Origin of the sequence: Nostoc sp. NMS7 (genome assembly GCF_017115085.1) — a bacterium.
Taxonomy (GTDB): Bacteria; Cyanobacteriota; Cyanobacteriia; order Cyanobacteriales; family Nostocaceae; genus Nostoc.
Genome location: NZ_JABXKJ010000125.1, coordinates 1 through 21738 on the forward strand (window position 1 = coordinate 1; position 21738 = coordinate 21738).

At 42.8% G+C, this 21738-nt stretch carries 24 protein-coding genes and 1 pseudogene; 16 read left to right on the forward strand and 9 right to left on the reverse strand.

Going from position 1 to position 21738, the window contains the following annotated elements:
- Window positions 1-89 precede the first annotated feature (89 nt).
- Both HWQ38_RS12770 and HWQ38_RS12775 read right to left on the reverse strand, forming a co-directional pair.
- Entirely contained in the window at window positions 90-674 is a 585-nt protein-coding gene (locus tag HWQ38_RS12770; protein WP_292793890.1) for a YaaC family protein, read from the reverse strand.
- A gap of 153 nt (window positions 675-827) precedes the next feature.
- Window positions 828-1031, reverse strand: a pseudogene (locus tag HWQ38_RS12775) (DUF4926 domain-containing protein); the annotation flags it as partial.
- Window positions 1032-1115: 84 nt separating this feature from the next.
- On the opposite strand from HWQ38_RS12775, the gene HWQ38_RS12780 reads away from it, so the two are divergent.
- From HWQ38_RS12780 to HWQ38_RS12810, 7 genes are all read left to right on the forward strand, one after another.
- A complete protein-coding gene (locus HWQ38_RS12780; protein WP_292793891.1) occupies window positions 1116-1451 on the forward strand; it encodes a hypothetical protein in 336 nt (111 codons plus the stop codon).
- Window positions 1452-1475: 24 nt separating this feature from the next.
- Window positions 1476-1877, forward strand: a complete 402-nt coding sequence (locus HWQ38_RS12785; protein WP_292793893.1) for a type II toxin-antitoxin system VapC family toxin — start codon at window positions 1476-1478, stop codon at window positions 1875-1877.
- 21 nt (window positions 1878-1898) lie between these two features.
- Window positions 1899-2126, forward strand: a complete 228-nt coding sequence (locus HWQ38_RS12790; protein ID WP_292793895.1) for a DNA-binding protein — start codon at window positions 1899-1901, stop codon at window positions 2124-2126.
- Window positions 2127-2131: 5 nt separating this feature from the next.
- A complete protein-coding gene (locus HWQ38_RS12795) occupies window positions 2132-2383 on the forward strand; it encodes a hypothetical protein (protein WP_292793897.1) in 252 nt (83 codons plus the stop codon).
- Window positions 2384-2879: 496 nt separating this feature from the next.
- Window positions 2880-3599, forward strand: a complete 720-nt coding sequence (locus HWQ38_RS12800; RefSeq protein WP_292793899.1) for a hypothetical protein — start codon at window positions 2880-2882, stop codon at window positions 3597-3599.
- Between the two features lie 197 nt (window positions 3600-3796).
- Window positions 3797-4564 carry a DUF1350 family protein gene (locus HWQ38_RS12805; protein ID WP_292793901.1) on the forward strand — a complete coding sequence of 256 codons (768 nt, stop codon included), beginning with the start codon at window positions 3797-3799 and terminating at the stop codon, window positions 4562-4564.
- Window positions 4565-4753: 189 nt separating this feature from the next.
- The gene (locus tag HWQ38_RS12810) at window positions 4754-5902 is read left to right on the forward strand and encodes a SpoIIE family protein phosphatase (RefSeq protein ID WP_292794006.1); all 1149 of its coding nucleotides are present in this window, start codon (window positions 4754-4756) and stop codon (window positions 5900-5902) included.
- Here the strand turns inward: HWQ38_RS12810 and HWQ38_RS12815 are convergent.
- From HWQ38_RS12815 to HWQ38_RS12830, 4 genes are all read right to left on the reverse strand, one after another.
- The gene (locus tag HWQ38_RS12815; protein WP_292793903.1) at window positions 5891-6217 is read right to left on the reverse strand and encodes an STAS domain-containing protein; all 327 of its coding nucleotides are present in this window, start codon (window positions 6215-6217) and stop codon (window positions 5891-5893) included. The two genes, HWQ38_RS12810 and HWQ38_RS12815, sit on opposite strands and share 12 nt — an antisense overlap.
- Before the next feature lie 515 nt (window positions 6218-6732).
- Window positions 6733-7422 (reverse strand): nucleotide exchange factor GrpE, encoded by a 690-nt coding sequence (gene grpE, locus HWQ38_RS12820; RefSeq protein WP_292794008.1) that lies wholly within the window; start codon window positions 7420-7422, stop codon window positions 6733-6735.
- A gap of 108 nt (window positions 7423-7530) precedes the next feature.
- Window positions 7531-8022 (reverse strand): Dps family protein, encoded by a 492-nt coding sequence (locus tag HWQ38_RS12825; protein WP_292793906.1) that lies wholly within the window; start codon window positions 8020-8022, stop codon window positions 7531-7533.
- 159 nt (window positions 8023-8181) lie between these two features.
- Complete coding sequence (locus HWQ38_RS12830) at window positions 8182-8445, reverse strand: sulfiredoxin (RefSeq protein WP_292793909.1); 264 nt, start codon at window positions 8443-8445, stop codon at window positions 8182-8184.
- Window positions 8446-8557: 112 nt separating this feature from the next.
- Between HWQ38_RS12830 and HWQ38_RS12835 the strand changes: the two genes are divergently transcribed.
- A complete protein-coding gene (locus HWQ38_RS12835; protein WP_292793912.1) occupies window positions 8558-10276 on the forward strand; it encodes a SpoIID/LytB domain-containing protein in 1719 nt (572 codons plus the stop codon).
- Window positions 10277-10466: 190 nt separating this feature from the next.
- Here the strand turns inward: HWQ38_RS12835 and HWQ38_RS12840 are convergent, their stop codons facing one another.
- Window positions 10467-10766, reverse strand: a complete 300-nt coding sequence (locus tag HWQ38_RS12840) for a ferredoxin (protein WP_292793915.1) — start codon at window positions 10764-10766, stop codon at window positions 10467-10469.
- Between the two features lie 585 nt (window positions 10767-11351).
- On the opposite strand from HWQ38_RS12840, the gene HWQ38_RS12845 reads away from it, so the two are divergent.
- The 5 genes from HWQ38_RS12845 (at window position 11352) to HWQ38_RS12865 (ending at window position 15161) form a co-directional block, all read left to right on the forward strand.
- Complete coding sequence (locus HWQ38_RS12845) at window positions 11352-12413, forward strand: Gfo/Idh/MocA family oxidoreductase (RefSeq protein WP_292793917.1); 1062 nt, start codon at window positions 11352-11354, stop codon at window positions 12411-12413.
- A 188-nt stretch (window positions 12414-12601) separates the two neighbouring features.
- On the forward strand, window positions 12602-13387 hold the full coding sequence (map, locus tag HWQ38_RS12850) for a type I methionyl aminopeptidase (protein ID WP_292793919.1): 786 nt from the start codon (window positions 12602-12604) through the stop codon (window positions 13385-13387).
- 24 nt (window positions 13388-13411) lie between these two features.
- Window positions 13412-13651 carry a hypothetical protein gene (locus HWQ38_RS12855; protein WP_292793921.1) on the forward strand — a complete coding sequence of 80 codons (240 nt, stop codon included), beginning with the start codon at window positions 13412-13414 and terminating at the stop codon, window positions 13649-13651.
- 269 nt (window positions 13652-13920) lie between these two features.
- Window positions 13921-14490, forward strand: coding sequence for a Uma2 family endonuclease (locus tag HWQ38_RS12860; RefSeq protein WP_292794012.1), 570 nt, complete (start codon window positions 13921-13923; stop codon window positions 14488-14490).
- Between the two features lie 14 nt (window positions 14491-14504).
- Entirely contained in the window at window positions 14505-15161 is a 657-nt protein-coding gene (locus HWQ38_RS12865; protein ID WP_292793923.1) for a hypothetical protein, read from the forward strand.
- A gap of 276 nt (window positions 15162-15437) precedes the next feature.
- Here the strand turns inward: HWQ38_RS12865 and HWQ38_RS12870 are convergent, their stop codons facing one another.
- Both HWQ38_RS12870 and HWQ38_RS12875 read right to left on the reverse strand, forming a co-directional pair.
- Window positions 15438-16790 carry a pentapeptide repeat-containing protein gene (locus tag HWQ38_RS12870; RefSeq protein WP_292793925.1) on the reverse strand — a complete coding sequence of 451 codons (1353 nt, stop codon included), beginning with the start codon at window positions 16788-16790 and terminating at the stop codon, window positions 15438-15440.
- A gap of 183 nt (window positions 16791-16973) precedes the next feature.
- Window positions 16974-18344, reverse strand: a complete 1371-nt coding sequence (locus HWQ38_RS12875; RefSeq protein WP_292793927.1) for a DUF3370 domain-containing protein — start codon at window positions 18342-18344, stop codon at window positions 16974-16976.
- Window positions 18345-18696: 352 nt separating this feature from the next.
- On the opposite strand from HWQ38_RS12875, the gene HWQ38_RS12880 reads away from it, so the two are divergent.
- The 3 genes from HWQ38_RS12880 to HWQ38_RS12890 all read left to right on the forward strand — a co-directional run bounded on the left by HWQ38_RS12880 (window position 18697) and on the right by HWQ38_RS12890 (window position 21627).
- Window positions 18697-19827 carry an alkene reductase gene (locus HWQ38_RS12880; RefSeq protein WP_292793930.1) on the forward strand — a complete coding sequence of 377 codons (1131 nt, stop codon included), beginning with the start codon at window positions 18697-18699 and terminating at the stop codon, window positions 19825-19827.
- Between the two features lie 74 nt (window positions 19828-19901).
- Complete coding sequence (locus tag HWQ38_RS12885) at window positions 19902-20576, forward strand: alpha/beta hydrolase (protein ID WP_292794015.1); 675 nt, start codon at window positions 19902-19904, stop codon at window positions 20574-20576.
- A 31-nt stretch (window positions 20577-20607) separates the two neighbouring features.
- Window positions 20608-21627, forward strand: a complete 1020-nt coding sequence (locus HWQ38_RS12890) for an alcohol dehydrogenase (protein ID WP_292793933.1) — start codon at window positions 20608-20610, stop codon at window positions 21625-21627.
- Window positions 21628-21738: the final 111 nt, after the last annotated feature.

Sequence of the window (21738 nt, forward strand, 5' to 3'; positions counted from 1 at the left end):
TTCATTGGTTTGAGGAGATGATGTCATGTTGACTATTTTAGGCTTTTTAGAGTTAGTGTAATTAAATATGTAAAGTTTTGTATTAGGATTCAACATTTCTGCCTTTCAACATAATCATTTTGATTTTGCACAATTTGAACCGGAATAACATACGATAAAGTGTCATAACATTCCTCAAAATCATTCTTTAATTCTGGAATTGACCCTAAAATTTCCAACAATGTCCATTTAGATTTACTTTCATATTGTGAAATGCTGATATCAGGACAAAATGTTTTACAAAATTGAAATAAACCACCCTTAATAGTTGCAAAAAATGGTGTAAACTCAACATCACCAAGTTTTGTTAAAGCATTAGTGCTATTATTGTCAAGTCTCATGCCATGATTTTCAATATCAATTTTTTTACCACTTACAAGCATTGAGGCTGCATACATAAGATTAACAGTTCCATAGTACAAAAGTAATGGGGATGTATTTAGAGAAACCGAATTAGCAGCAGCAAAGTACTCTTGAGATTGCAAAATTGAACCAGAAATCGATTCTAAAAGCTCTTTATCATAATCTTCTATTCCATTTCTATAAAAAAATCTGTTTATATTTGAGGGATATATAAAGTTTGAGAGCATTTGCCACTGCTCATAATCTGGATCTTCTGTAAAGATTTTTTGCATAAAGAGAGAGGCACTTTAAACACTAAAGTTATTATTATAATTTATTTATATCAAATTTTAATAACTAGGATAAGCGATCGCTATTATACTGTGTGAACCATTTACTCCACACTCAAGAAGGTTGATTTAGGTCGTGCGATCACACTGTTCACATTAATTTATCAGCCGCGATCGCGCAATTTTTCTTCTACCAATGGGACGTACTTGTATGCTGTAGAGTGAAATAATTGCCACAGTTTCCCCATCCAATGTGACAAATTCAACCTCATATCCTTTGTCACCCTGATGTACTAAAACAACTGTGCCTATATCACCCTCTTCTAAACTATATTCTGGTATATCACTAGTCATAATAACCCTATCAAGTTCTTAAATCATCTTGTCAATCTTACAGTCTCAGCCACCTATAATGTACTTAAGATATTACACAAAGATAGAACAATGACCAACACTCAAAGGATGGTTCGCTTAAACTTAGATTTGTCACCTGAACTTAATCAGATATTAGACGAACTAGCAAAAAAAATAGGCACAAGTAAAAGTGATGTTCTGTGTCAGGCTATAACCTTGATGCAAATCATGGTTATAGCTAAAGAGGAAACCAAAAAATTAGGAGTTCCAGAAGCAAATCAATTGATAGTGAATGAAATAATTGTCTCATCTGAGCAGCAGCCAAAACCGCATCCACTAGACACATTTATGGAAAGGCTTGGCCCGTGGGAAGATGAACGTACTGCTGAGGAAATAGTCAAAGAGATTTATGATAGCCGTAGGTAGTATTTATAACAATGACATTAGTCTATGACTTATTTACTTGATACCGATACTTGCATTTATTGGATTAAAGATATTAATTCAGTCATAAATAAAGTTAGAGAAATAGGATGGGAGGAAATTTGTATTTGTAGTATCACGGTTGCTGAATTGTACTATGGTGCTTATAAATCTCAACGAGTAGTGGAAAATTTAACTCGTGCAGAAGACTTTATTAAAAACTTACTTGTTTTACCTTTAACTTATCCTGCTCTTAAAAAGTATGGTGAATTAAAGGCAGAACTCCGTAGAATAGGACAAATAATTGCTGAATTTGATTTACTAATTGCTAGTGTTGCAGTTGCAGAAAATTACACTTTAGTCACAAACAATACTCGTCACTACAGCCGCATTTATAATTTACACTTGGAAAACTGGATTTTACCTTAAAAAATATTAGATAAAAGAGAAATGACTACAGAAGTAAATAATCAACGTATTCAAATAAATTTAGATTTATCGCCAGAACTTTATCAGACACTAAATAACCTCACGCAACATCTGAATGGAGATAATGCTGAGGTGCTGATAAAAGCGATTGCACTCTTAGAAGTAGCTGTAAAAGCCAAGCAAAAAGGCAAGCATATCTGGATTGCAGATGATAACCAAAATCTTGAAACTGAAATTGTTGGTATCTAAATAGTATGACAGACATAACAGATTTATCAAAAATAATTGCCAGTAAAGGCGACAATCCACTAATTCTATCAACTGTAAACTTGCAGTCACAAGAAGACGCAGAACTTGAGCGAAAGCTACGAGAACTCAAGTTTAAACAAGAACTAAGAAAAGATTGGATTTTATTTATTGTCAGGGATGTAGTAATTTTTCCTGCTGCCATCCTTTTTATTTTTGCTGTCAGTGGTTATTCCCTATTTACTCAGATTCATAGGTAACTTTCTGGCGACTATTTATAATCAACCGCAGAGGTACAGAGTACACAGAGAAAAGACAGATGATAGAGTTCACATCAAAAACAATTTAGAATTGTGGGAAATTATTTCTCTTCTCTCTGCCTTCTCTATGGTTATTTAAAAAATTTTACAACTGATCTAGCTCAATGTAATCGCGTAGCTAATTTTACAGACAACGAAGCCAACTTGCTGAAAGTAGACATAACTGCCTCGACTTCATAACCCAACCACAGGCTCAAGAAATCTTCAATAAGTATCCTAATGATTAATTTGACTTAGACCGTGATCACGACAGCGTTCTATTATTATTTATAGTGGCTGCAAGCAGCAGGTTATAAAGTATCATATTGTACAAGAAATTCCTTAGTTCCCTAGAAGTAATTAATTTACTTAAAAAAGTTTGGACAAAATGCCAGCATTCCAGAAATTTGATTGCTATATTAGATTAAATAACTATTCTGGCAAGGGTTAAAAAGCTGTGCGGGATGATTTACAGGGTTTGGAAATTAGTCAGGATGAACTGCAAAAGCTGACTAATTTACCTGTCAACGAGAAACTTGTAATCATTACAAATCCTCTGAAAATATTAGCAAAGATATATATCCAAAAACTTAAAAGCTCTGAAGGGGCAACTGTAGTGTTTATTGGATTTTCTACATTTGTTTTTGTCTATATTTTATTTGATATAATTATTAAATTTTTTGTGACGTGGATAACAATTCCATCTTGGATGTTGTTAATTTTCTTAGGTCTTTGGGTCGGTGGGTTAACGCAAACTATTTTATATTTCATCTGGAAAAGTAGAAATAAAATTGTCAAAAGCAATATGACCAAATCTCTGCAAATTCTTTTAAGTGAGGTGAATAAATACAATAGTGTTATTAGAGTAATAGATATAAATGACCAAATAGAAGAAGCTGGTAATCCCGAAGTAGTTATAAAGGAAAGAGAGGGTGTTGTCGAAGCGCTTAAACTCACCAAAGCTGATTTAGTTCGCGCTTTGAAAACAGAAAGGATTTTGAGGGAGCATAAGAACTTTATCCTTAGTAATACAGAACTATTCGTCAACAATTTAGCAACTTTAGCAGCGATGCAAGTAACTGAACAGGCTACTGAGCATGGAAGATTACTCAATGAAGCATTGCAGATTGCATTAGATGTGCAACACGAAATGAAAAGATTACAGACTCAGCGTTAAAATCAATACTCAGGGCGGGCTTTCCTACCCACCCCAGAAGATGGATAATCCCTAAGTTCTAATCCATAGACGCTGCTGGGTGGGTTGGCTTCCAATCTATTTACCAGACATCCTCAATGGCTTTTTCAATAATCCTTCCCACAGCTGCGATCCCCGGTCTAACATAAAGAATATTCGTAAAGCGATCGCTTATCCACATGGACTGGAAAGAAGTCAGAGGCAACTGGGTAATCATTCCCCGAAATCCCATAGGTATCATCCATTTTTTAGGAGGTGCATTTGTCGCCACTGCACCGCACATCACTTATCGCTGGTTACTCGAAGAATTGGCAAGTAAAGGTTATGTTGTAATTGCTACGCCTTTTGTGAATACATTGGATCATACTGCGATCGCAAAATCTGTGCTGCTAAACTTTGACCGCACCCTCGAACGCTTACATGACTCTGGGGCATTACGCAAGCTTTACTTCCCCATCTACGGCGTTGGACACAGCATGGGCTGTAAACTTCACTTGCTCATTGGTAGCCTCTTTAAAGTAGAACGCGCAGGCAATATTTTAATATCCTTCAACAACTACGCCGCTAAAGAAGCTATCCCCCTAGTAGAACAGTTTAATTCTACTTTGAAAATCGAGTTTACCCCCTCGCCGTTGGAAACTAACAAGCTTATCCAAGAGCGTTACAATATCCGGCGCAATTTATTAATAAAATTTAGCAATGACACCATTGATCAATCGGCAGCTTTAACCAAAATCTTACAAGAACGCTTTGATGAGATGGTGACAGCACAAACGTTACCAGGAACTCACACAACACCTCTAGGTCAAGATATTAAATGGCAAACTGGAACATCTTTCAGTCCCTTTGACGCTTTAGGGCAATGGTTCAAGCAAGAAGCATACCGCGATTTGAACCAGCTAAAAAATACCATCCTCTTGTGGGTGAATCCTCTTGCACCACCATAATATTTTCTGACATCAAAAATTCATGAATTCGACAAGAAAATAATTCTTGCAGTCGGGGCATCGGCTGTTGAGCTAGGTAATGTAAGTCGGGCAGTGCCTGCAATTGCTGTTTGACCTCAGAATCCCTCGTTTAGAAAACGGGGGAGTATGTCAAAGCAAGTTATTAATGAGTGCTTCCTACAACTTTATATGTTTCAAATACTAGTAATTGATGACGACTATTCAATAAAAATACTCCTGAAAAGGATGTTGGAAAAACAGGGTTATGAGGTAGTTACTGCCAGTAGCGGCGAGGAAGGAATAGAAAAGGCACTAGCTTATCGTCCAGCACTAATTATTTGTGATTGGATCATGCCGGGGTTGACTGGACTGGAAGTTTGCCACCGCATTAAGAAAGACCCCCAATTTTCTACCACATTTTTTATTTTATTAACATCCTTAGATTCCGTTGCCGATTGTGTTAAAGGTTTAGATGCTGGTGCTGATGATTTTATCTCCAAACCTATCGATCAGAATGAATTACAAGCACGGGTAAGAGCGGGATTACGCCTGCATCAGTTGAGTAGAGATTTGCAGGCTCAAAAGTTGCTTTTAGAATCAGAAATGTCAGAAGCCGCAGAATATGTGCGATCGCTGCTGCCTGTTTCCATGACTGAACCCTTCAATATAAATTTCCGATTCATTCCCTCGCGGCAACTCGGCGGTGATTGTTTCGATTACTACTGGCTTGATCCTGATTATCTGGCAATTTACTTAATGGATACTGCCGGACATGGACTCAAAGCTACTCTTCCCTCTGTTTCAGTGCTGAATCTGCTGCGTTCTCGTGCGCTCAAAAGTCTGGATTACTATCAACCTAGTGATGTATTGAAGGCTTTGAATGATACCTTTCAGATGAATTATCAAAATGACAAATACTTTACGATTTGGTACGGAGTTTACAACCGAATCAACCGTCAGTTAATTTATGCTAGTGCAGGTCATCCTCCAGCAGTTTTAGTAACCGGCACATCTCCAAGGAAGTCTGAAGTTAAACTCTTGAAAACCCCTGGTATGCCAGTTGGGATGTTTCCAGAGGCAAAATATGTTGATGAATTTTGCAATATTGAAAACTTCAGCACCCTTTACATTTTTAGTGACGGCGCTTATGAAATCACTAAATCAGATGGCACACTTTGGAGTTTGGATGCTTTTATTCAGTTACTGGTTAGCTTACAACATCCTGTTGATTGTCAACTTGATCCCGTACTGAGTTATTTAATCGCTCTGAACTCCAAAGATGCTTTTGATGATGATTTATCTATTTTGCAAATTAACTTTGATGAATTAAGTATTTGAGACTAAAACCTGATTAAATGCGTCTTGGCTGGGGAATATTTCAAATACTTTATCCATATTAGTTAGTTCAAATAATATCCTGACTTGCTCATTAATTGAGCAGAGAACAAGCTTAGTATCGGCGGCTCGCAAGGTTTTGAAAGCTAATACTAAAGCTCCCAATCCTGAACTATCCATAAACGTTACATCTTTAAAATCAACTAACACAATTTTTGCACCAATTTGCAAAATATCAGTGATGTTTTGTCGAAATTCTTGTGCACTTGTGGCGTTTAAATTACCACTGAGCTTAATAACTTTTACTTCTTCTTTCATAATTATGTCACGCTGATTTTTGTAAATTACGCTTTGATTTCGCTATTATATACCCATAATAGAATATTTAAAAATACTTGTAAAATAAAAAACTCTAAGATTAATATTGAGTAAACATTGATAATTAATTCGGATAGATAAAGATTAATTATCAATGTTTTTTCGGGTTTTTTAGTGATTAAAAAAAATCATTAGCTTAATTAAATATAATTTTTGTATAGGGGTTAACATCAGAATTATTAGTAGATATAATCATTTGTTGACTATTGAGTACTTATGATAGTAACTAGGATCTACGCTTATTTATGTCCAATTACTTACATAATTGAAAGAATTCACCTCTGGACTAACGCTCTAGAGCCAAAAATTTCGGTTTCAACAGCGCCAAGCAAGCTCGAATCTTCGCCTCTGCTGTCTTAGTATTCCCAATATCGCTGATTTCTGAACAAATAACACAAAAAGTAAAGAGTTATGAATTTATAACTCCTGTGCAGATGCGATTAATCGCGTCTCCCTCAAACAGGACTCACTTTGGCTCTGTGAAGCAGCTTCTCACCTTGAAGGTAGCCAGTATAGCGTACCTTGACTGTTTCTCCAGGTTGTGCAGTCCCCTCCATTAATTGGTGGAGTTGGGGATCATAAGGTAATTCTGCTCCCACGGGTGCGATCGCTTCCACTCCCCACGCCTGTAAAAGTTGTTCTAGGGGTTTCTGCACCAACGGTACTATTTTGAGTGCTGCTAGCTGGGGATTTTCTTGCGCTTTCTGTGCTGCTGTTGGCCATTGCAATAATAAAGACTCCAGCAGTTGCAAACTCGACTGCTGGAATTCTTGTAGTAATATCTCTCGCTGCTGTTCTATTTGTTGCTGCGATCGCTGGTACTCTTTTCTTAAATCTGCAATTTCTTCTAATAAATCCTGAGTAGGCGCTGCTTTCTCTTGTAACAACTCTACTGTTGAAAAAGTTGCGATTAATTCATTCAATGACATCTGTAGCACTGGCGACAACTTCAGCAGCACATCTACGCGCATCTGCTCTAGCTTTCCTTGTCGTAACCGCAAAAGTTGACGCTCTGAGACACCAGCAGCGCGACTCAGCGCTTTAAAACTAGAAATACCCAGCTTTTGCATTAAATCTTGCAAAAGCTGGGTATTGGGCGTTGGGCACTTGTACTGAGTGAAGTCGAAGTATTGGGTATTAGGCATGGGGTATTGGTTATTGGGCATTGGTTATTGGGTATTAGGCATTGGGTATTGGCGATTAAGTTTTTCTCTATCCCCTATGCCCTATGCTCCATTCCTCATTCCCAATTTCTATTCTTCCAGTAAACTTCTCAACATCCAAGCTGTCTTTTCGTGTACTTGCATCCGTTGAGTCAATAAATCGGCGGTTGGTTCATCGTTAACTTCCTCTACCACGGGAAAAATAGACCGTGCAGTTCTGACTACGGCTTCTTGTCCTTCCACAAGTAAGCGGATCATTTCCACAGCTTTAGGAACTCCGGGAGTTTCTGGAATCGAACTCAGTTTGGCATATTCGCTGTAGGTTCCTGGTGCGGGATAGCCAAGCGCTCTAATTCTCTCGGCTATTAAATCAACTGCTAAGGCTAATTCTGTATACTGGGTTTCAAACATCAGATGTAACGTTTGGAACATTGGCCCGGTCACATTCCAATGGAAATTATGAGTTTTCAGATACAGTGTATAAGTGTCAGCCAACAGGCGAGATAAACCCTCGGCAATTTTAGCCCGACTCGCCTCGTCAATGCCGATATTTATATTTTTGACTGTTACTTTCGATGACATAATTTTCTCCTAATTAGGTTATATGTAATTGGGTATTGGGAATTGGGCATTGGGCATTGGGCATTGGGCATTGGGCATTGGGCATAGGTAGGTTATTCTTCCTTGTCCCCCTTGTCCCCCTCATCTCCCCCATCTCCCACATCTCCCCACTCCCATTCTCTATGCCAAGTGCATCTTCAAAACGCTCCGGGGTGCTTTACGGACTCTGGCTAAAACGGTTTCTTTGCCTAAACGCTGGCAAGCTTCATAGCGATGACAACCAGAAAAGCCATAATATTGTCCATCTACTTCTAGGACATCAATAGGTTCTTGCTGCCCAATCTCCGCAATCGATTCCATTAAAGCTTGCACTTTATTTGGATCGTTTACACGGGGCAACGGCCGGTTTATCTGATTTAATGGAATTTCTTGGACTCTAACCATAAGGAGTTTATCCAACTAGTTCTGTTTTGCGTCTCTATATAAATCATAGTCATTATGACTTCGTTTTGCAACTATTTTGGGCAAAACTGTTAATGGTATCATTGGAGCACTCATGCGACAAAAAAACCGCGCTACAAAGCAATTGGAAAATCAGCTCCAACGCCGCATTAACGGGCACAAGACGCTCGATGACTCGCTATCGCTTTTCTACGAAACGCTCCGCGAACGCTATCAGGTAGCCATGAAATTTTCGTTTTGGCGTTTTTCCCATACTGTGCTGACAATATTTTGTCTATTGGGACTAACTGCTGCATCAGGGCCTGAGAGCAACATCCAGGATAGGGAACTGAAAATTGGGATTGTGCAGCGATTTGGCGAGAAACCCACAGCGAAGCTGCAACTGGAACCCACAAAAGGCGATCGCTTAGAGCTAAAATTTAAAGTCGGCAACAAGCAGCAAATCCTGTTTACCAAGAATCCTGTAAAGCTGGAAACAGTTATGCAAGCTTTACCCCAGTCAGCAGTCGAAGAAGTAGTAGTTTTAGGCACATATCGCACCTTTGAAACTGCGGAAGACAGTGCTAATAAATGGCGTTCTCAGGGAATGAAAGTGGAAATAGCCCAGCCAGAACGCTGGCAGGTTTGGGCAAAACGAGATGTTTATAGCACTCCTTTACTGCGACGTTTGCTATTGCACAACATCCAAGCTTCTACCAAAGAAAAAGTATATCTTGATACGAAAATTCGGAAACAAGTGCCGCGAGTAAGTTGGGTGGTGGATGGTAAACGCTACAGCCCGAATGATTTGGAAATTAGCACTGATAAAAACTTGATTCGGGTGAATAAAACCGAAAAACAAGAGTTTGCTCGTCTTTATGCTGGGCGACTGAATTTGCAGCCAAATGCCTATGGCACATACACTCTAGTTAATCAAGTACCTTTAGAAACTTATTTGCGTGGAGTTTTGCCTTACGAAATCGGCACAGATGCACCAACGGCGTCCCTGGAAGCTCAAGCAATTCTCGCCCGGACTTATGCCTTGAGAAATTTACGCAGGTTTGCCGCAGATAACTATCAGTTGTGTGCTGATACTCACTGCCAAGTTTATGATGGCTTGAATGGAGCAGCTGCCAAAACAGACCGAGCGATCGCTTCAACCAGTGGTCAAGTACTAACATATAAAAATGAACTAGTAGATGCCCTATATTCTTCTACCACTGGTGGCGTTACAGCCTTCTTCAGCGATGTTTGGAATGGCGATGATCGTCCCTATCTGCGGCCTGTACTGGATGCTGCGACTAATTTTTGGAACTTGTCTAAGCAGAGTTTAGCAGATGAAAAGAATTTCCAAAAATTTATTAATCGGCAACAAGGATTTAATGAAAGTAAGTGGGATATGTTTCGTTGGCACAAGGAAACCTCTTTAAAGGATATTACCAAGGACTTGCAGAAATTTTTGCAGGTGAAAAACAGTCCTGATGCCAAATTTAAGACAATTCAGGCTATGGCAGTAGTGAAGCGAAGCCAGAGTGGACGCATCCTTGAACTTGCGGTTAAAACTGATCGTAGCACCTTTGTTCTTCACAAAGATGAAGTTCGTAGTGCCTTTGCTGCTCCTAAGAGTACACTATTTTACATAGAACCCCTGAACAAAGGCAAACCCGAACTGTGGGGATACGCTTTTATTGGTGGTGGATTAGGACATGGAGTTGGCTTGAGTCAAACTGGCGCTCAAAATTTAGCTAAATTAGGTTGGTCAAGTCCAAAAATTCTCCAATTTTACTATCCAGGCACTCAGATTCAAATTCTCAGCAAAGAAACTCAACTTTAAGCGGACTTAAAAAATCAAGCAGGAACACAGTAAAATTTGTGTTCCCGCTCAACAGGAAATTAGGCTTTTTGTGAAAGTTGCTTTAAGAGGTACACATGGCATTTAGAGGGTGTTGACCCTAGATGCAGTGCTTCTATTTTTTCAACATGATTAACTCTTGCAAGAGGTTTATTGTTGAGGGGCCTAACTCTTAGTAGAGTTCTTCTTCTTTGTGAGTTTCGATTGTCACGTCAGAGGTTGGGTAAGCGACACAGGTTAGTACATATCCAGCTTCTATTTGATCGTCATCTAAGAATGACTGATCACCCTGATCAACGGTACCCTTTACGAGTTTACCTGCACAAGTCGAGCAAGCACCAGCGCGGCAAGAGTAAGGCAGGTCAAGACCAGCTTCTTCGGCAGCGTCTAGAATATAGGTATCGTCCTGAACGTCAAGTGTTTGGTTCAGCCCTTCGGCCTCGTTGATTAGTGTCACTTTATAAGTTGGCATTGAGTAATCCTCTCTTTTTCAAACGACAGTATAAGTTATCTTCAGGCAAAGGTGACGGCTATTCTGTGGGATTAGCCGTTGGTTAAAATTTGCTTCAATTCTGATACTACGAGAAAAATTAAACGATGTAACTGGAAATTCAACCCGATTAGTAAAGAAATTTAGTTGCTTAAACCTGATAAGTTTTATTTATATTATTTTCTGCCTTAGTCAGACTGTGATTAGAAAAAACTATCTTAGGGATGAAAAAATAGGAATAGGATTATATGAAACCTATATTTTGTACGACTTACGCAGAAGAGATCCCCAACTTCTCTTCAGAAGCAGGGCTGTTTCATTCGATCAGGTAGAGATTTTGTCAATATCATCAGTGAGAAAGAAGGTTTGAGTTGGTAATCTAAAAATTACCGCAATAACTCCGTAAATTTAAGTGCGTTCGGTGCTAGCCTGCGGTAAGACCAAAGGCGATCGCGATGATAATTGTTGAATCAGATTTTTTAATCACCTGATTTTTTAGGGTTAGACGCTTGTAAATTAGCGCCTTTTAGGGAACTGGTAGAATCAAAAACAGAACTAGTGAGGATCATGTATAATCCAGAAGCAGCTTTGGAAAAAGCAAGAGTGGGTGTAGGTTTGGTGGGTACTGGGTATGCGGCAAAGTTTCGGGCTGAGGCATTTCTCCATGATCAGCGAATGCGATCGCATTTAGTCGCAGTTGTTGGTCATACCCCAGAAAAAACAGAAACCTTTGCCAAAGAGTACGAAATTGAAGCGTTGAGTTCTTGGCAAGAGCTAGTAGAGCGTGAAAATATAGACTTGGTGGTGATCTGCACTATTAATCGAGATCATGGTGCGATCGCTCGTGCAGCACTCACCAACGGCAAACACGTAATTGTAGAGTATCCCCTTTCGTTGGATGTAGTCGAAGCTGAGGAACTGATTGCCTTGGCCAAAGCCCAACAAAAACTCCTCCACGTTGAACACCTGGAACTTTTGGGTGGTTTGCATCAAGCCTTAAAGCAAAACTTAGCCAAAATTGGTGAAGTGTTTTATGTTCGCTACAGCACCATCAATGCCCAGAATCCTGCACCCCGCAAATGGACTTATAACCATGAGTTGTTCGGTTTTCCCTTAATTGGTGCCCTGTCTCGCCTACATCGTCTCACCGATTTGTTTGGTAAAGTATTTACAGTTAACTGTCACCAACGATATTGGGAAATAGAACCGGAATATTACCAAAGCTGTTTCTGCACTAGTGACATTTGCTTTAACAGTGGACTTTTAGCCCAAGTAGTTTATGGCAAAGGCGAAAGTCTTTGGCAATCAGAACGCAAGTTTGAAGTTCACGGTGAAAAAGGTGGTTTAATTTTTGATGGCGACACAGGAATTTTCATCCAGCCAGGGGAAACAACACCTATAGAGGTTGGATCTCGCCAGGGTTTGTTCGCCAAAGACACGAGTATGGTGTTAGACCATCTTTTTGATGGCACTCCTTTGTACGTTACCCCAGAGGAGAGCTTGTATAGCCTAAAGGTTGCTGATGCTGCACAAAGAGCTGCACAGACAGGGATAACTATATTTATGAAAGATACTTTAGTTAAAGAAGTCGGAAGTCGGAAGTCGGAAGTCGGAAGTACAGTTTTGTAACGGGAATTTAGCGCAAAGTGCGGTCTTGGGGTCTCCCCAAGAGGAGCAACTTTGCAAGACAGAACAAGACTTACATACTTACGGCTTCTCTTGTAGCCGGGGATTTAAACCAAACCGTTGTTTGTTGACAAAAGGGACTGAGTTTTACCCTTACCGAGTGTTTCTATAAAAGTTGATGAAAAAAGTTGATGAAAACTGAACTAATTGTTATTTTATCCCAACGAGAATTAGACAAAATGCGTCAAGCTGGGCGTTTAGCAGCTAAACTTCTCCAACATCTGGAACCTTTCGTGAAGCCAGGGGTTAGCACTCTCGAACTCAATGATGAAGCCGAACGTTGGACGCAAGCGCATGGAGCAAAAAGCGCACCCCTTGGCTATAAGGGCTATCCTAAGTCGATTTGCACTAGTGTAAATGAGGTAATTTGTCACGGCATTCCCAACGCCAAGCAAATTCTGAAAGAAGGTGACATCATTAATATTGATGTGACGCCGATTGTTGAGGGTTATCACGGGGATACATCTAAGACATTCTTTGTCGGTACTCCTTCCCCAACAACGAGGAAACTGGTAGAGGTGACAGAAGAGTGTTTGCGCCTGGGTATTGCTGAAGTTAAACCTGGGGGACGCATTGGGGATATTGGTGCAGCTATTCAAGAGTATGCTGAAGCAGAAGGCTTTTCTGTAGTGCGAGATTTTGTTGGACACGGCATCAGTAATATTTTCCATACTGCACCGGATGTTCCCCACTATGGCACACGCGGTAAGGGCAAGCGCCTCAGACCAGGAATGGTTTTTACTATTGAGCCAATGATTAACGAGGGTACTTACGAAGTCGAGGTTCTGGGCGACAAATGGACTGCGGTAACGCGCGATCGCAAACTTTCTGCTCAATGTGAGCATACCTTAGCTGTAACTGAAGATGGCGTTGAAATCCTCACCCTACCTGAAGGCGAGAATTACTGGGCTAGTTGATTTTTCTACTACTTGATTAACATAATGGTTCAAACTCTTGCTGCGGAAAATGTCACACTAGAGCAACTAATATTGCTCTATGGATTAGAGTTAGTTGATTCGGAAGAATTCTTTCGAGAGTGGCAAGATGACCTACCAGAACTGACAAGCTTAAGAATTGCAGCTATTGGATCAAATCAAGGCAGGTTACATAAATTTACGAAACTATCCGCCTTTATTAGAAAATACAGTGAACACGATTGTTTTATCGCTGGGGATCAATAAGTGCCTAAAATTACAGCCAAACACTTTTCAAACATCTTCTAAGCTCGACTTTATCCAAAATTAAGAACTCGGTTTTCTTTATCCGGCAAAAACCCTGACTTTTTGGCAAATACTTTTTCCACGTCACAGATTATCAATGAAGTTAAAAAAGTAAAAGTACTGTCCCACAAAGGTTTTAGCGATAGCGATCGCGTTGTCAAAAAATGGATAAAGTCGAGCTAAGAGCAGCAATACCTGCTCTAGTTCTGAACCTGGAAGGAAAAATATCGATGCTTTCAGCCACTATTAATACAAGTAATCTTAGCTCTGAGGCATTCATTGCTGGCTATCTGGATGATGTACGCTACGAGTTAATCGACGGAGAACTAATCGACTTGGAACCCACTGGACTTCATGAACAGGTAGCTGGGTTAATTAATCGTAAGCTCAACGTAGCAATTGATCTGCTCAACTTGCCTTGGTTTATTCCCATGAAATGCCTGATTAAACCATTAGGTCAAAATTCAGCCTTTAGACCCGATGTTGTAATTCTTGATCAGACGGCTTTGGTGAATGAGCCATTATGGAAAACTGAGCCAGTGATTACACTAGGCAATTCTGTTAAATTGGTCGTGGAGGTCGTTATTACCAATTGGCAGAATGATTATGCCCGAAAAGTGGAAGACTACGAAGCTTTAGGCATTGGGGAGTATTGGATCGCAGATTATCTAGGGCTAGGAGGCAAACGCTACATTGGCTTATCCAAACAACCTGTAATCACGATTTATCAGTTAGTCGATGGAATTTATCAAGGACAGCAGTTTAGGGGAACAGAACGCCTCATATCCCATCTAAGTTAAGGACAAACACATTAATGGTTACTTATAACGGTACGAATGGCCCTGACACTTTGATTGACTACAATCACTCCTCTTTCAGCTATATTAACTTTAGTCTAGTTACCATCAACGGATTTGGCGGTGACGATATTATCAGTGGGCAAGATATTTTTACTTTTTATAATATCTTTGGGGGTGCTGGCAACGATCTCATCGTTGGCGGTTTGAACAATGATGTCCTCATAGGCGATGATTTATTTGGCGGCGTTCTTGGTAACGATTACCTCGCTGGGTCGGACGGCGACGATGCCCTCTATGGGGGTGCTGGCAATGATAAACTCATTGGGGATGCTGGCACTGATAAGCTCATTGGGGGTGCTGGCAACGATGTTTTCCTGTTCTATTCAGTTTCAGATAGTCAACCTGGTTTGTCACGAGATATTATCAAAGACTTTGTTGGAAACGGTAACTTACCCGGTGACAGAATCGATATATCTAACATAGACGCTAACACCACCATAAAAGGCGACCAAGCTTTCACTTACATTGGAACTCGCGCATTCACCGCAGCAGGTCAGATCCGTTATTCTGGAGGTATTCTCCAAGGTAACACTGATAGTAATCTAGCGGCTAATTTCGAGATTAAGCTTGAAGGATCACTACTACTAGTGGCAAGCGATATTATCGTTTAATAGACTTCTTGCAAAATTCCTTAATACCCCCACTTCTAAAAGCAAATTCTTAAGAGTGGGGTTCTTATTTTTGATTTCTGCAAGAAGTAAACAGAAGTACAGTGGAGTTGACCGAAAAAGAAATGCGGGCAGTTTGGGGTGGTGAATATACTGTCAATATTATAACCTTGGCGGTAAACTTTGAGATTAAGCTAGATACTCTGGACTTAGCTACATCCGATTTTGCACCTTATTAGTTAAAGGTAATCTAAAATCTCAAATCCAAAATTGGTATAATTATTTTCCCAACTTATTGGGAATACCTTCACAACCACCAGGAATAGTACCTCTGGTTTTTTCGCCCCCCCAAGTGCAACAGTAGCAACGTGCAGACTCAGACATCCGTTGCACATTCGTAAAATCGGCATTTTCCACTACAGCGCCAGTGTGTTCGCCGGTTTCATAATCTGGTGCTTGGGTGCGACTGCGGGGTGATGCGTTGTCCACTACACCGTAAAATAGGCGAATCCCGTTGAGATCAGCACCACTGAGATTAGTATTGTATAAAATTGTGCAAGAGAAGTTGGCTTTTACTAAGTCACAATTCTCCAAATTAGCGCGGACAAGATTAGCTTCGCTGAGGTCAGTCCAACGCAAATCAGTACCAGAAAGGTCTGCTCCCGCTAGCATTACGCCTAAATCAATCACACGCACACCTTCTAGGCGATCTTCTGCATATCCACCACTCCCGTCGAGAATGGGGCGACCTAATCGTTGATCGCGTTTTAGGGGTGACAGCAACTTGGAACGTGAGAGAAAGCGGAGAATTTTCGCTTTACCACTGCCATCAACACTACTTAAAATTGCCGCCGTGCGTCCTTCAGCGATCGCTCTTTCTTGAGGCCAATCTTCTAATAATCCTTCTTCATCTAATACTAAGTCTGAAACGCCTTGGAAATAGGAATCAATCGTCTGTTGCTGGGTAATAATGTTTTGCTGAACTGTTAGCAGGTTTTGCTGAATTGTCAAGTCTTTGGAAATTACATATTGTCGCCACGCCACGTAAACAGCAATAACCGCAATGAAAATTTGCCCCAAAGCGCCAAACCATTCTGCAAGGGTTCCAGCAATTTCCCAGTTAATTTGGTGTCCCCAAACAACCAAGCGATCGCCTACACCTGTGAATCTGATCAAGCCGATGATCGCTACTATTAGTCCCAAAAAGGCCACAATCAGCGTGCGTTCTTGGGGTGAAAACCACTCGGTTAAAACTTTTTGCAACCAAGGCAATAATATCGCTAGGGATAACAGCAAAGTGATTGCGGTTCCGATAATGCCGATGATCCTGTTATTGAGGATAACTCCAATAAAAGTGATGGCGATCGCTACGAGGATGATCAATAATACCCTCGGCTTAACGGTGAATTGGTTGCTAGTGGGTTGCTTGAAGTCAGAACGGGCTTGTTTGAGAGCAATTGTATGTTGGGGAGATTGCAAAGATGCGATCGCTGCTAGGGCTTGTTGTGTCGCTAGTACTTCTGAGCTTAAGTTCTTCTTAGTTGCACTCCCGTCAAAGTTATCTGGTTGCAAGTCATTTTCGGGGGCTGGTTCTGGGGTTGGTAGATTAGAAGAATTGGATTCAATCGTCATGTTTTCTATTTTGCCCCAGCAGATTCAATTCAACATCTGTTTTATCAGAAATTGCACTAAGCCAAAGACCTGTATTCCATGCGAGTGAGAAACCTCACAGCAGTTCATCTGTATTACTTAAGTAGAAGCTAGTACTGGCAAGCGTTTTTTCATCACCTTTTTTGTTCCCGTCTGCCCTGTACTTTATGTTTGGTCTATAGTTTCAATTGTCAGCATTTGAGGGGGCGTAGCATCAGGTGGGTAGAGAAAATCTACTTCTATCAGTCGCTGCTGGCCAGGGGATAGTTTTAATTGAGCAAGCGGTTTTCCCATCTGTCCCCGTTCTTGAACTAAATGCCAGTATTGGGTTCTGGGTAAACCATTATCGTCATTGTAGCGAATACAAACTGTGCCTCGGAAAAAGACGGATGGTTCGGGTGGTGAAAAAAACCGAAGCCCTGCTTTACTTAACTCATCTTCTTTGATAGGCGTTTGGAAAAGCACATTTATAGTTTGCGGCTTATCCGTATTGTTGAATAATGGTAGAGAGATGTTGTATTCAATGCCGTAGTTGCCGTGAGCTTCGTAAGCAGTACCAGGATAACGCGCCACTAGTTTAGCAGTTTGGTTTTGTTCAGTACCCATTTTGCCTGCCAAAAGGGTACTTAAACCGTAGGAAAAAGCTTGTCCTGGTTCGGGAATTCTCAGGTATGAACTATTCGAGTCGGTAACTTGTGCTTGCCAACGAGAGCCAACAGCTACCCCCGCGACCCGTCCGTAAATTTCTTTTACCCCTGCAAGATGATTTGGAGGACTGGGGGCAGGTTCACGAGGTCCTGCAAAATCACCATTTTCTAACAAGTTCTCCCATTCTTCTAAAGTGGGCGCTCGTTCACTACCATCGGGATTGGGTTTGGCAAACATGGCCAGGTTCGCTAGATAAACAGGACTATCACTATACAAATGTAACAAAGTAGAACGTCCATTCAATGGCGGGGTTAAAGTCCGCACTGGAATGGGATGATTCATTAACATCCGGCTTTGTTTTGGTGGAATTAGCAACTGGGCTGGCCATCCTGACTGCCGTCTGACTCGCAGCAGATCATTCATAACGCGATCGCCTGGTCCAGCATAAATGTTTCCCGAATTATTTGACTGCATGGGGGGAAGTTTGATAAAAGGTGCATCAGGTTGACTAACATAACTAGCTGCTTGCAATATATTGACAGTTGCAAGGCGATCGCTTGGATTGTAAACAATCACCCCCAAATAAAGGGTCCGCAAATCATTTGGAGTCTCAATCGCTCTAGCAATATGGTGAGAAAATAAATCAAACCGTCCCTGAAATGGAAAGTTTAGGTGTGCGCTGGGTACTCTTTTACCTTGAGGAGAAAATGTAGACAGCAGAATTCCTTCACTCTGAACTACTTCTGGGTTATTACTATTAAATATCGGTACTGTATCAAGATGTCCTGTTAAAGGTCTTGTTTGTTGGGGAATGAAGATTTCCTGTGGTGCAGGTGCAGGAGAAGGCGATGCTTGAGCCAAAAACAAATAGGAAATAAAATTAAACATTTATTCAAAAAGCAATTTATCGTTCAAGTTAAGAATACAGCATACCTAACCTAGTAAACTCAGCGAGGGCTGATAGAATGCCCAAAAGAGGCAAAACCTAGGCAGTATTGAGAGTTAATGATATTAGTTTTAACTCTATTGAGAATATACTTTGCTTATTGAGGTGATGCGGCCGCCCTGGTCTATTACTCTGCGTTCTTAGTAGCATCGGAGCAGCCGAGAGGTATTTGCAATTTCGCTCATGAAAAAGCCAGAAGAATGACCGATTTCAACAAGAATTCCGCTAACCCATCCGGCTAACCTGGGTTTGTTGCCAGCGCGGATTATCACAGTTAGAGATGCCAAGGTGAACATGACAATGAACAAGGCCACACTTTTCACTCCCGTTCAGTTTGGAGCAATGCAATTGAAGCATCGCGTCGTGATGGCTCCATTGACTCGCTCGCGGTCTATTCAGCCCGATTCCATTCCTGGCGATCTCATGGCTGAGTATTACGCTCAACGGGCTTCGGAGGGTGGATTCATTATCGGCGAAGCCACCAACATCTCGGTCACGAGCCGTGGATGGCTAGGTGCCCCAGGACTCTATTCCGACCAGCAGGTTGAAGGCTGGAAGAAGGTCGTCTCCGGCATCCATGCAAAGGGCGGGCATATGTTTGCACAGCTGTGGCATACCGGGCGTTCCTCGCATATTGATCTGACCGGTGGCGAGATGCCTGTCTCCGCTTCCGTCGATCCGGCTTACTGGCAGAACCCGTCGCATTTGGTTTCAGCATCCAGCGGTTGGGTTCAGCCGTCACCGCATCGGGCGCTTGCCATCGCAGAGATATCACTCATCGTCGAGGACTACCGTAGGGCGGCAGAACGGGCTATGGATGCCGGTTTTGAAGGCGTAGAGCTACACGCTGCCAACGGGTATCTCATGGATCAGTTCCTGCAAGACGGCAGCAATAAGCGAAACGATGAGTATGGCGGCTCCATTGAGAACAGGTCGCGATTCCTGCTTGAGGTGGTGAGAGCGATGACTTCAGTGTGGGGGAGCGATCGTGTTGGAGTTCGCGTCGGCCCGAGCGGCACATGGAATGGCATGTCAGACAGCAACCCGCAGGCGCTCTTCCAGTACGTCGCAGAACAGCTGAACCAGATCGGACTCGCTTACCTCCACATCATCGAACCACGCGTGAAGGGCAATGTGGTCGTTCTGGAGCACCAAGGGGCAATCGCCGCCGAGCAAATGCGGACAATCTTCCAAGGCAAGATCATCGCTGCCGGCGGATTTGAGCCAGACACTGCCGAGGCCATCCTGGAAAGTGGGACCGCAGACGCGGTGGCATTCGGCCGCCATTTCATCTCTAATCCTGACCTGCCTCGCCGCCTCAAGGAGGGGCTGCCACTTACGGCTTACGATCGCAACACCTTTTACACGTTCGACGCGCACGGCTACACGGACTACCCGTTCTATCACGAGAACGCCTTGGCGTAGCGCATGGAACACAAGAGGGTGAACGAATAACTTGTTTTCCAAATGGAGGAAGTATGAACAAAAGTATAAATGTGATGTTGGTACATGGTGCTTGGGCTGACGGCTCGTGCTGGAGCAAGGTAATCCCTTTGCTCCAGGCGAAGGGTTTAAGTGTGACAGCAGCGCAGATTCCGCTGACTTCGCTCGAGGATGACATTGCGGTCACGCGTCGTCTTCTCTCGATGCAGACAGGACCCACAGTTCTGGTTGGGCATTCCTACGGTGGTGCCGTGATCACTGGCGCGGCCACCGAGACTCCCGACGTGGAAGCCCTCGTCTATATCACAGCTTTCGGTCTTGACCAAGGTGAGAGCCTTGATTCCCTCAGCAAACAGGGTCCGCCGTCGCCTGGCTCTGCGGCGATATGGTCTGATAACAACAGTTTTCTTTGGATCAACCGAGACGACTTCCATGAGGCGTTTGCCGGGGATGCCAGCCCAACCGAAGCTACAGTCATGGCTGCAGTGCAGAGGCCGTTGAGCGTCGCAAGCTTCACCGACAAAGAAGGTGTGCCGGCCTGGAAGATGATTCCTTCTTGGTATCTGGTGTGCACGGACGACCACATGATCCCACCGCCAGCCCAGGAGTTCATGGCTAAACGGATGGGTGCCACAGTACAGTCTGTGCCAGCGAGCCACGCTCCCTTCGTTTCCCGCCCGCAAGAAGTCGCCGACATCATTGCACTCGCGGCGGCTTCTCTCGCACAGTAAGCCCCACAACTCAGCACAGGTGAATCAACCCATGAAAAATTCCTATAAAGCAGTAGAAGTGACCTCTCCGGGTGTTTTCAACCTCGTCGAGCGAACGATTACCGATCCTGGAGCCGGCCAGGTCCGCATCCGGGTGGATTCTTGCGGTGTATGTCATAGCGACTCAGTCACGCTCGAAAACTCCTTCCCAGGAATTATGTATCCGCGCGTGCCAGGTCACGAAATCGCTGGTCGGATCGAAGCGGTTGGAAAGGGTGTCGTGAATTGGGAAGTAGGCCAGCGCGTGGGTGTTGGTTGGTTCGGTGGCGAGTGCGGCTACTGTGAACCCTGCCGACGCGGTGACATAGTTAATTGTGCCAACCTAATTATATCTGGTATTACGACAGATGGTGGCTATGCAGAAGTCGTCATCGCTGAGGCGCGGGCGCTTGCCTCGATTCCGCAGGACCTTTCCTCTGTAGACGTTGCTCCGCTTCTATGCGCGGGTCTCACTACCTTCAACGCACTCCGCAACTCAAAGCTTCGCGCTGGAGATTTAGTCGCCATACAAGGTATCGGGGGTTTGGGTCATCTGGCTTTGCAATTCGCATCCAGGATGGGATTTCACACCTTGGCGATTCAGCGGGGAAAGGGAAAAGAAAAACTGGCTCGCCAGTTGGGGGCGCATGAGTACATCGACAGCACAGAGCAGAATCCCGCAGAAGCCCTCCTCAAAATGGGTGGAGCGAATGCGATTCTCGCCACTGCGGCTAGTGGAAAGTCGATGGGTCCTCTTGTCGGGGGTCTTGCCGCACGTGGCAAGCTCGTCGTAGTCGGTGCTTCTGCGGAACCTATCGAAATTAATCCTACACAACTCATCTTTGGGTCGAAGACTATTCAAGGCGAAAACGTCGGCACACCCATCGAGGAGGAAGACACATTAAAATTCAGTGCTCTTCAGGGTATCCGTCCCAAGATCGAGACCATACCCCTCGAGAAGGCTCCCGAAGCGTACGCACGCATGATGGACGGCAAAGCACGCTTTCGCATAGTGCTAACCATGTCCCAATAGCGCAAAGGAGTTCAGTTACCGTTTCTGACCAAGTTTCCTACCGCTGAGGTAATTGCGATCGCTCGCACAAGAAGGCGCAACATCTCGGCATTCCGGTACTACGGTCTAGTG

What these genes read in the sequence shown, in the direction of transcription:
- HWQ38_RS12770 (WP_292793890.1), bottom strand. Translation starts at nt 674, where the DNA reads ATGCAAAAAATCTTTACAGAAGATCCAGATTATGAGCAGTGGCAAATG.
- HWQ38_RS12780 (WP_292793891.1), top strand. Translation starts at nt 1,116, where the DNA reads ATGACCAACACTCAAAGGATGGTTCGCTTAAACTTAGATTTGTCACCT.
- HWQ38_RS12785 (WP_292793893.1), top strand. Translation starts at nt 1,476, where the DNA reads ATGACTTATTTACTTGATACCGATACTTGCATTTATTGGATTAAAGAT.
- HWQ38_RS12790 (WP_292793895.1), top strand. Translation starts at nt 1,899, where the DNA reads ATGACTACAGAAGTAAATAATCAACGTATTCAAATAAATTTAGATTTA.
- HWQ38_RS12795 (WP_292793897.1), top strand. Translation starts at nt 2,132, where the DNA reads ATGACAGACATAACAGATTTATCAAAAATAATTGCCAGTAAAGGCGAC.
- HWQ38_RS12805 (WP_292793901.1), top strand. Translation starts at nt 3,797, where the DNA reads ATGGACTGGAAAGAAGTCAGAGGCAACTGGGTAATCATTCCCCGAAAT.
- HWQ38_RS12810 (WP_292794006.1), top strand. Translation starts at nt 4,754, where the DNA reads ATGTTTCAAATACTAGTAATTGATGACGACTATTCAATAAAAATACTC.
- HWQ38_RS12815 (WP_292793903.1), bottom strand. Translation starts at nt 6,217, where the DNA reads ATGAAAGAAGAAGTAAAAGTTATTAAGCTCAGTGGTAATTTAAACGCC.
- grpE (WP_292794008.1), bottom strand. Translation starts at nt 7,422, where the DNA reads ATGCCTAATACCCAATACTTCGACTTCACTCAGTACAAGTGCCCAACG.
- HWQ38_RS12825 (WP_292793906.1), bottom strand. Translation starts at nt 8,022, where the DNA reads ATGTCATCGAAAGTAACAGTCAAAAATATAAATATCGGCATTGACGAG.
- HWQ38_RS12830 (WP_292793909.1), bottom strand. Translation starts at nt 8,445, where the DNA reads ATGGTTAGAGTCCAAGAAATTCCATTAAATCAGATAAACCGGCCGTTG.
- HWQ38_RS12835 (WP_292793912.1), top strand. Translation starts at nt 8,558, where the DNA reads ATGCGACAAAAAAACCGCGCTACAAAGCAATTGGAAAATCAGCTCCAA.
- HWQ38_RS12840 (WP_292793915.1), bottom strand. Translation starts at nt 10,766, where the DNA reads ATGCCAACTTATAAAGTGACACTAATCAACGAGGCCGAAGGGCTGAAC.
- HWQ38_RS12845 (WP_292793917.1), top strand. Translation starts at nt 11,352, where the DNA reads ATGTATAATCCAGAAGCAGCTTTGGAAAAAGCAAGAGTGGGTGTAGGT.
- map (WP_292793919.1), top strand. Translation starts at nt 12,602, where the DNA reads ATGAAAACTGAACTAATTGTTATTTTATCCCAACGAGAATTAGACAAA.
- HWQ38_RS12855 (WP_292793921.1), top strand. Translation starts at nt 13,412, where the DNA reads ATGGTTCAAACTCTTGCTGCGGAAAATGTCACACTAGAGCAACTAATA.
- HWQ38_RS12860 (WP_292794012.1), top strand. Translation starts at nt 13,921, where the DNA reads ATGCTTTCAGCCACTATTAATACAAGTAATCTTAGCTCTGAGGCATTC.
- HWQ38_RS12865 (WP_292793923.1), top strand. Translation starts at nt 14,505, where the DNA reads ATGGTTACTTATAACGGTACGAATGGCCCTGACACTTTGATTGACTAC.
- HWQ38_RS12870 (WP_292793925.1), bottom strand. Translation starts at nt 16,790, where the DNA reads ATGACGATTGAATCCAATTCTTCTAATCTACCAACCCCAGAACCAGCC.
- HWQ38_RS12875 (WP_292793927.1), bottom strand. Translation starts at nt 18,344, where the DNA reads ATGTTTAATTTTATTTCCTATTTGTTTTTGGCTCAAGCATCGCCTTCT.
- HWQ38_RS12880 (WP_292793930.1), top strand. Translation starts at nt 18,697, where the DNA reads ATGACAATGAACAAGGCCACACTTTTCACTCCCGTTCAGTTTGGAGCA.
- HWQ38_RS12885 (WP_292794015.1), top strand. Translation starts at nt 19,902, where the DNA reads ATGTTGGTACATGGTGCTTGGGCTGACGGCTCGTGCTGGAGCAAGGTA.
- HWQ38_RS12890 (WP_292793933.1), top strand. Translation starts at nt 20,608, where the DNA reads ATGAAAAATTCCTATAAAGCAGTAGAAGTGACCTCTCCGGGTGTTTTC.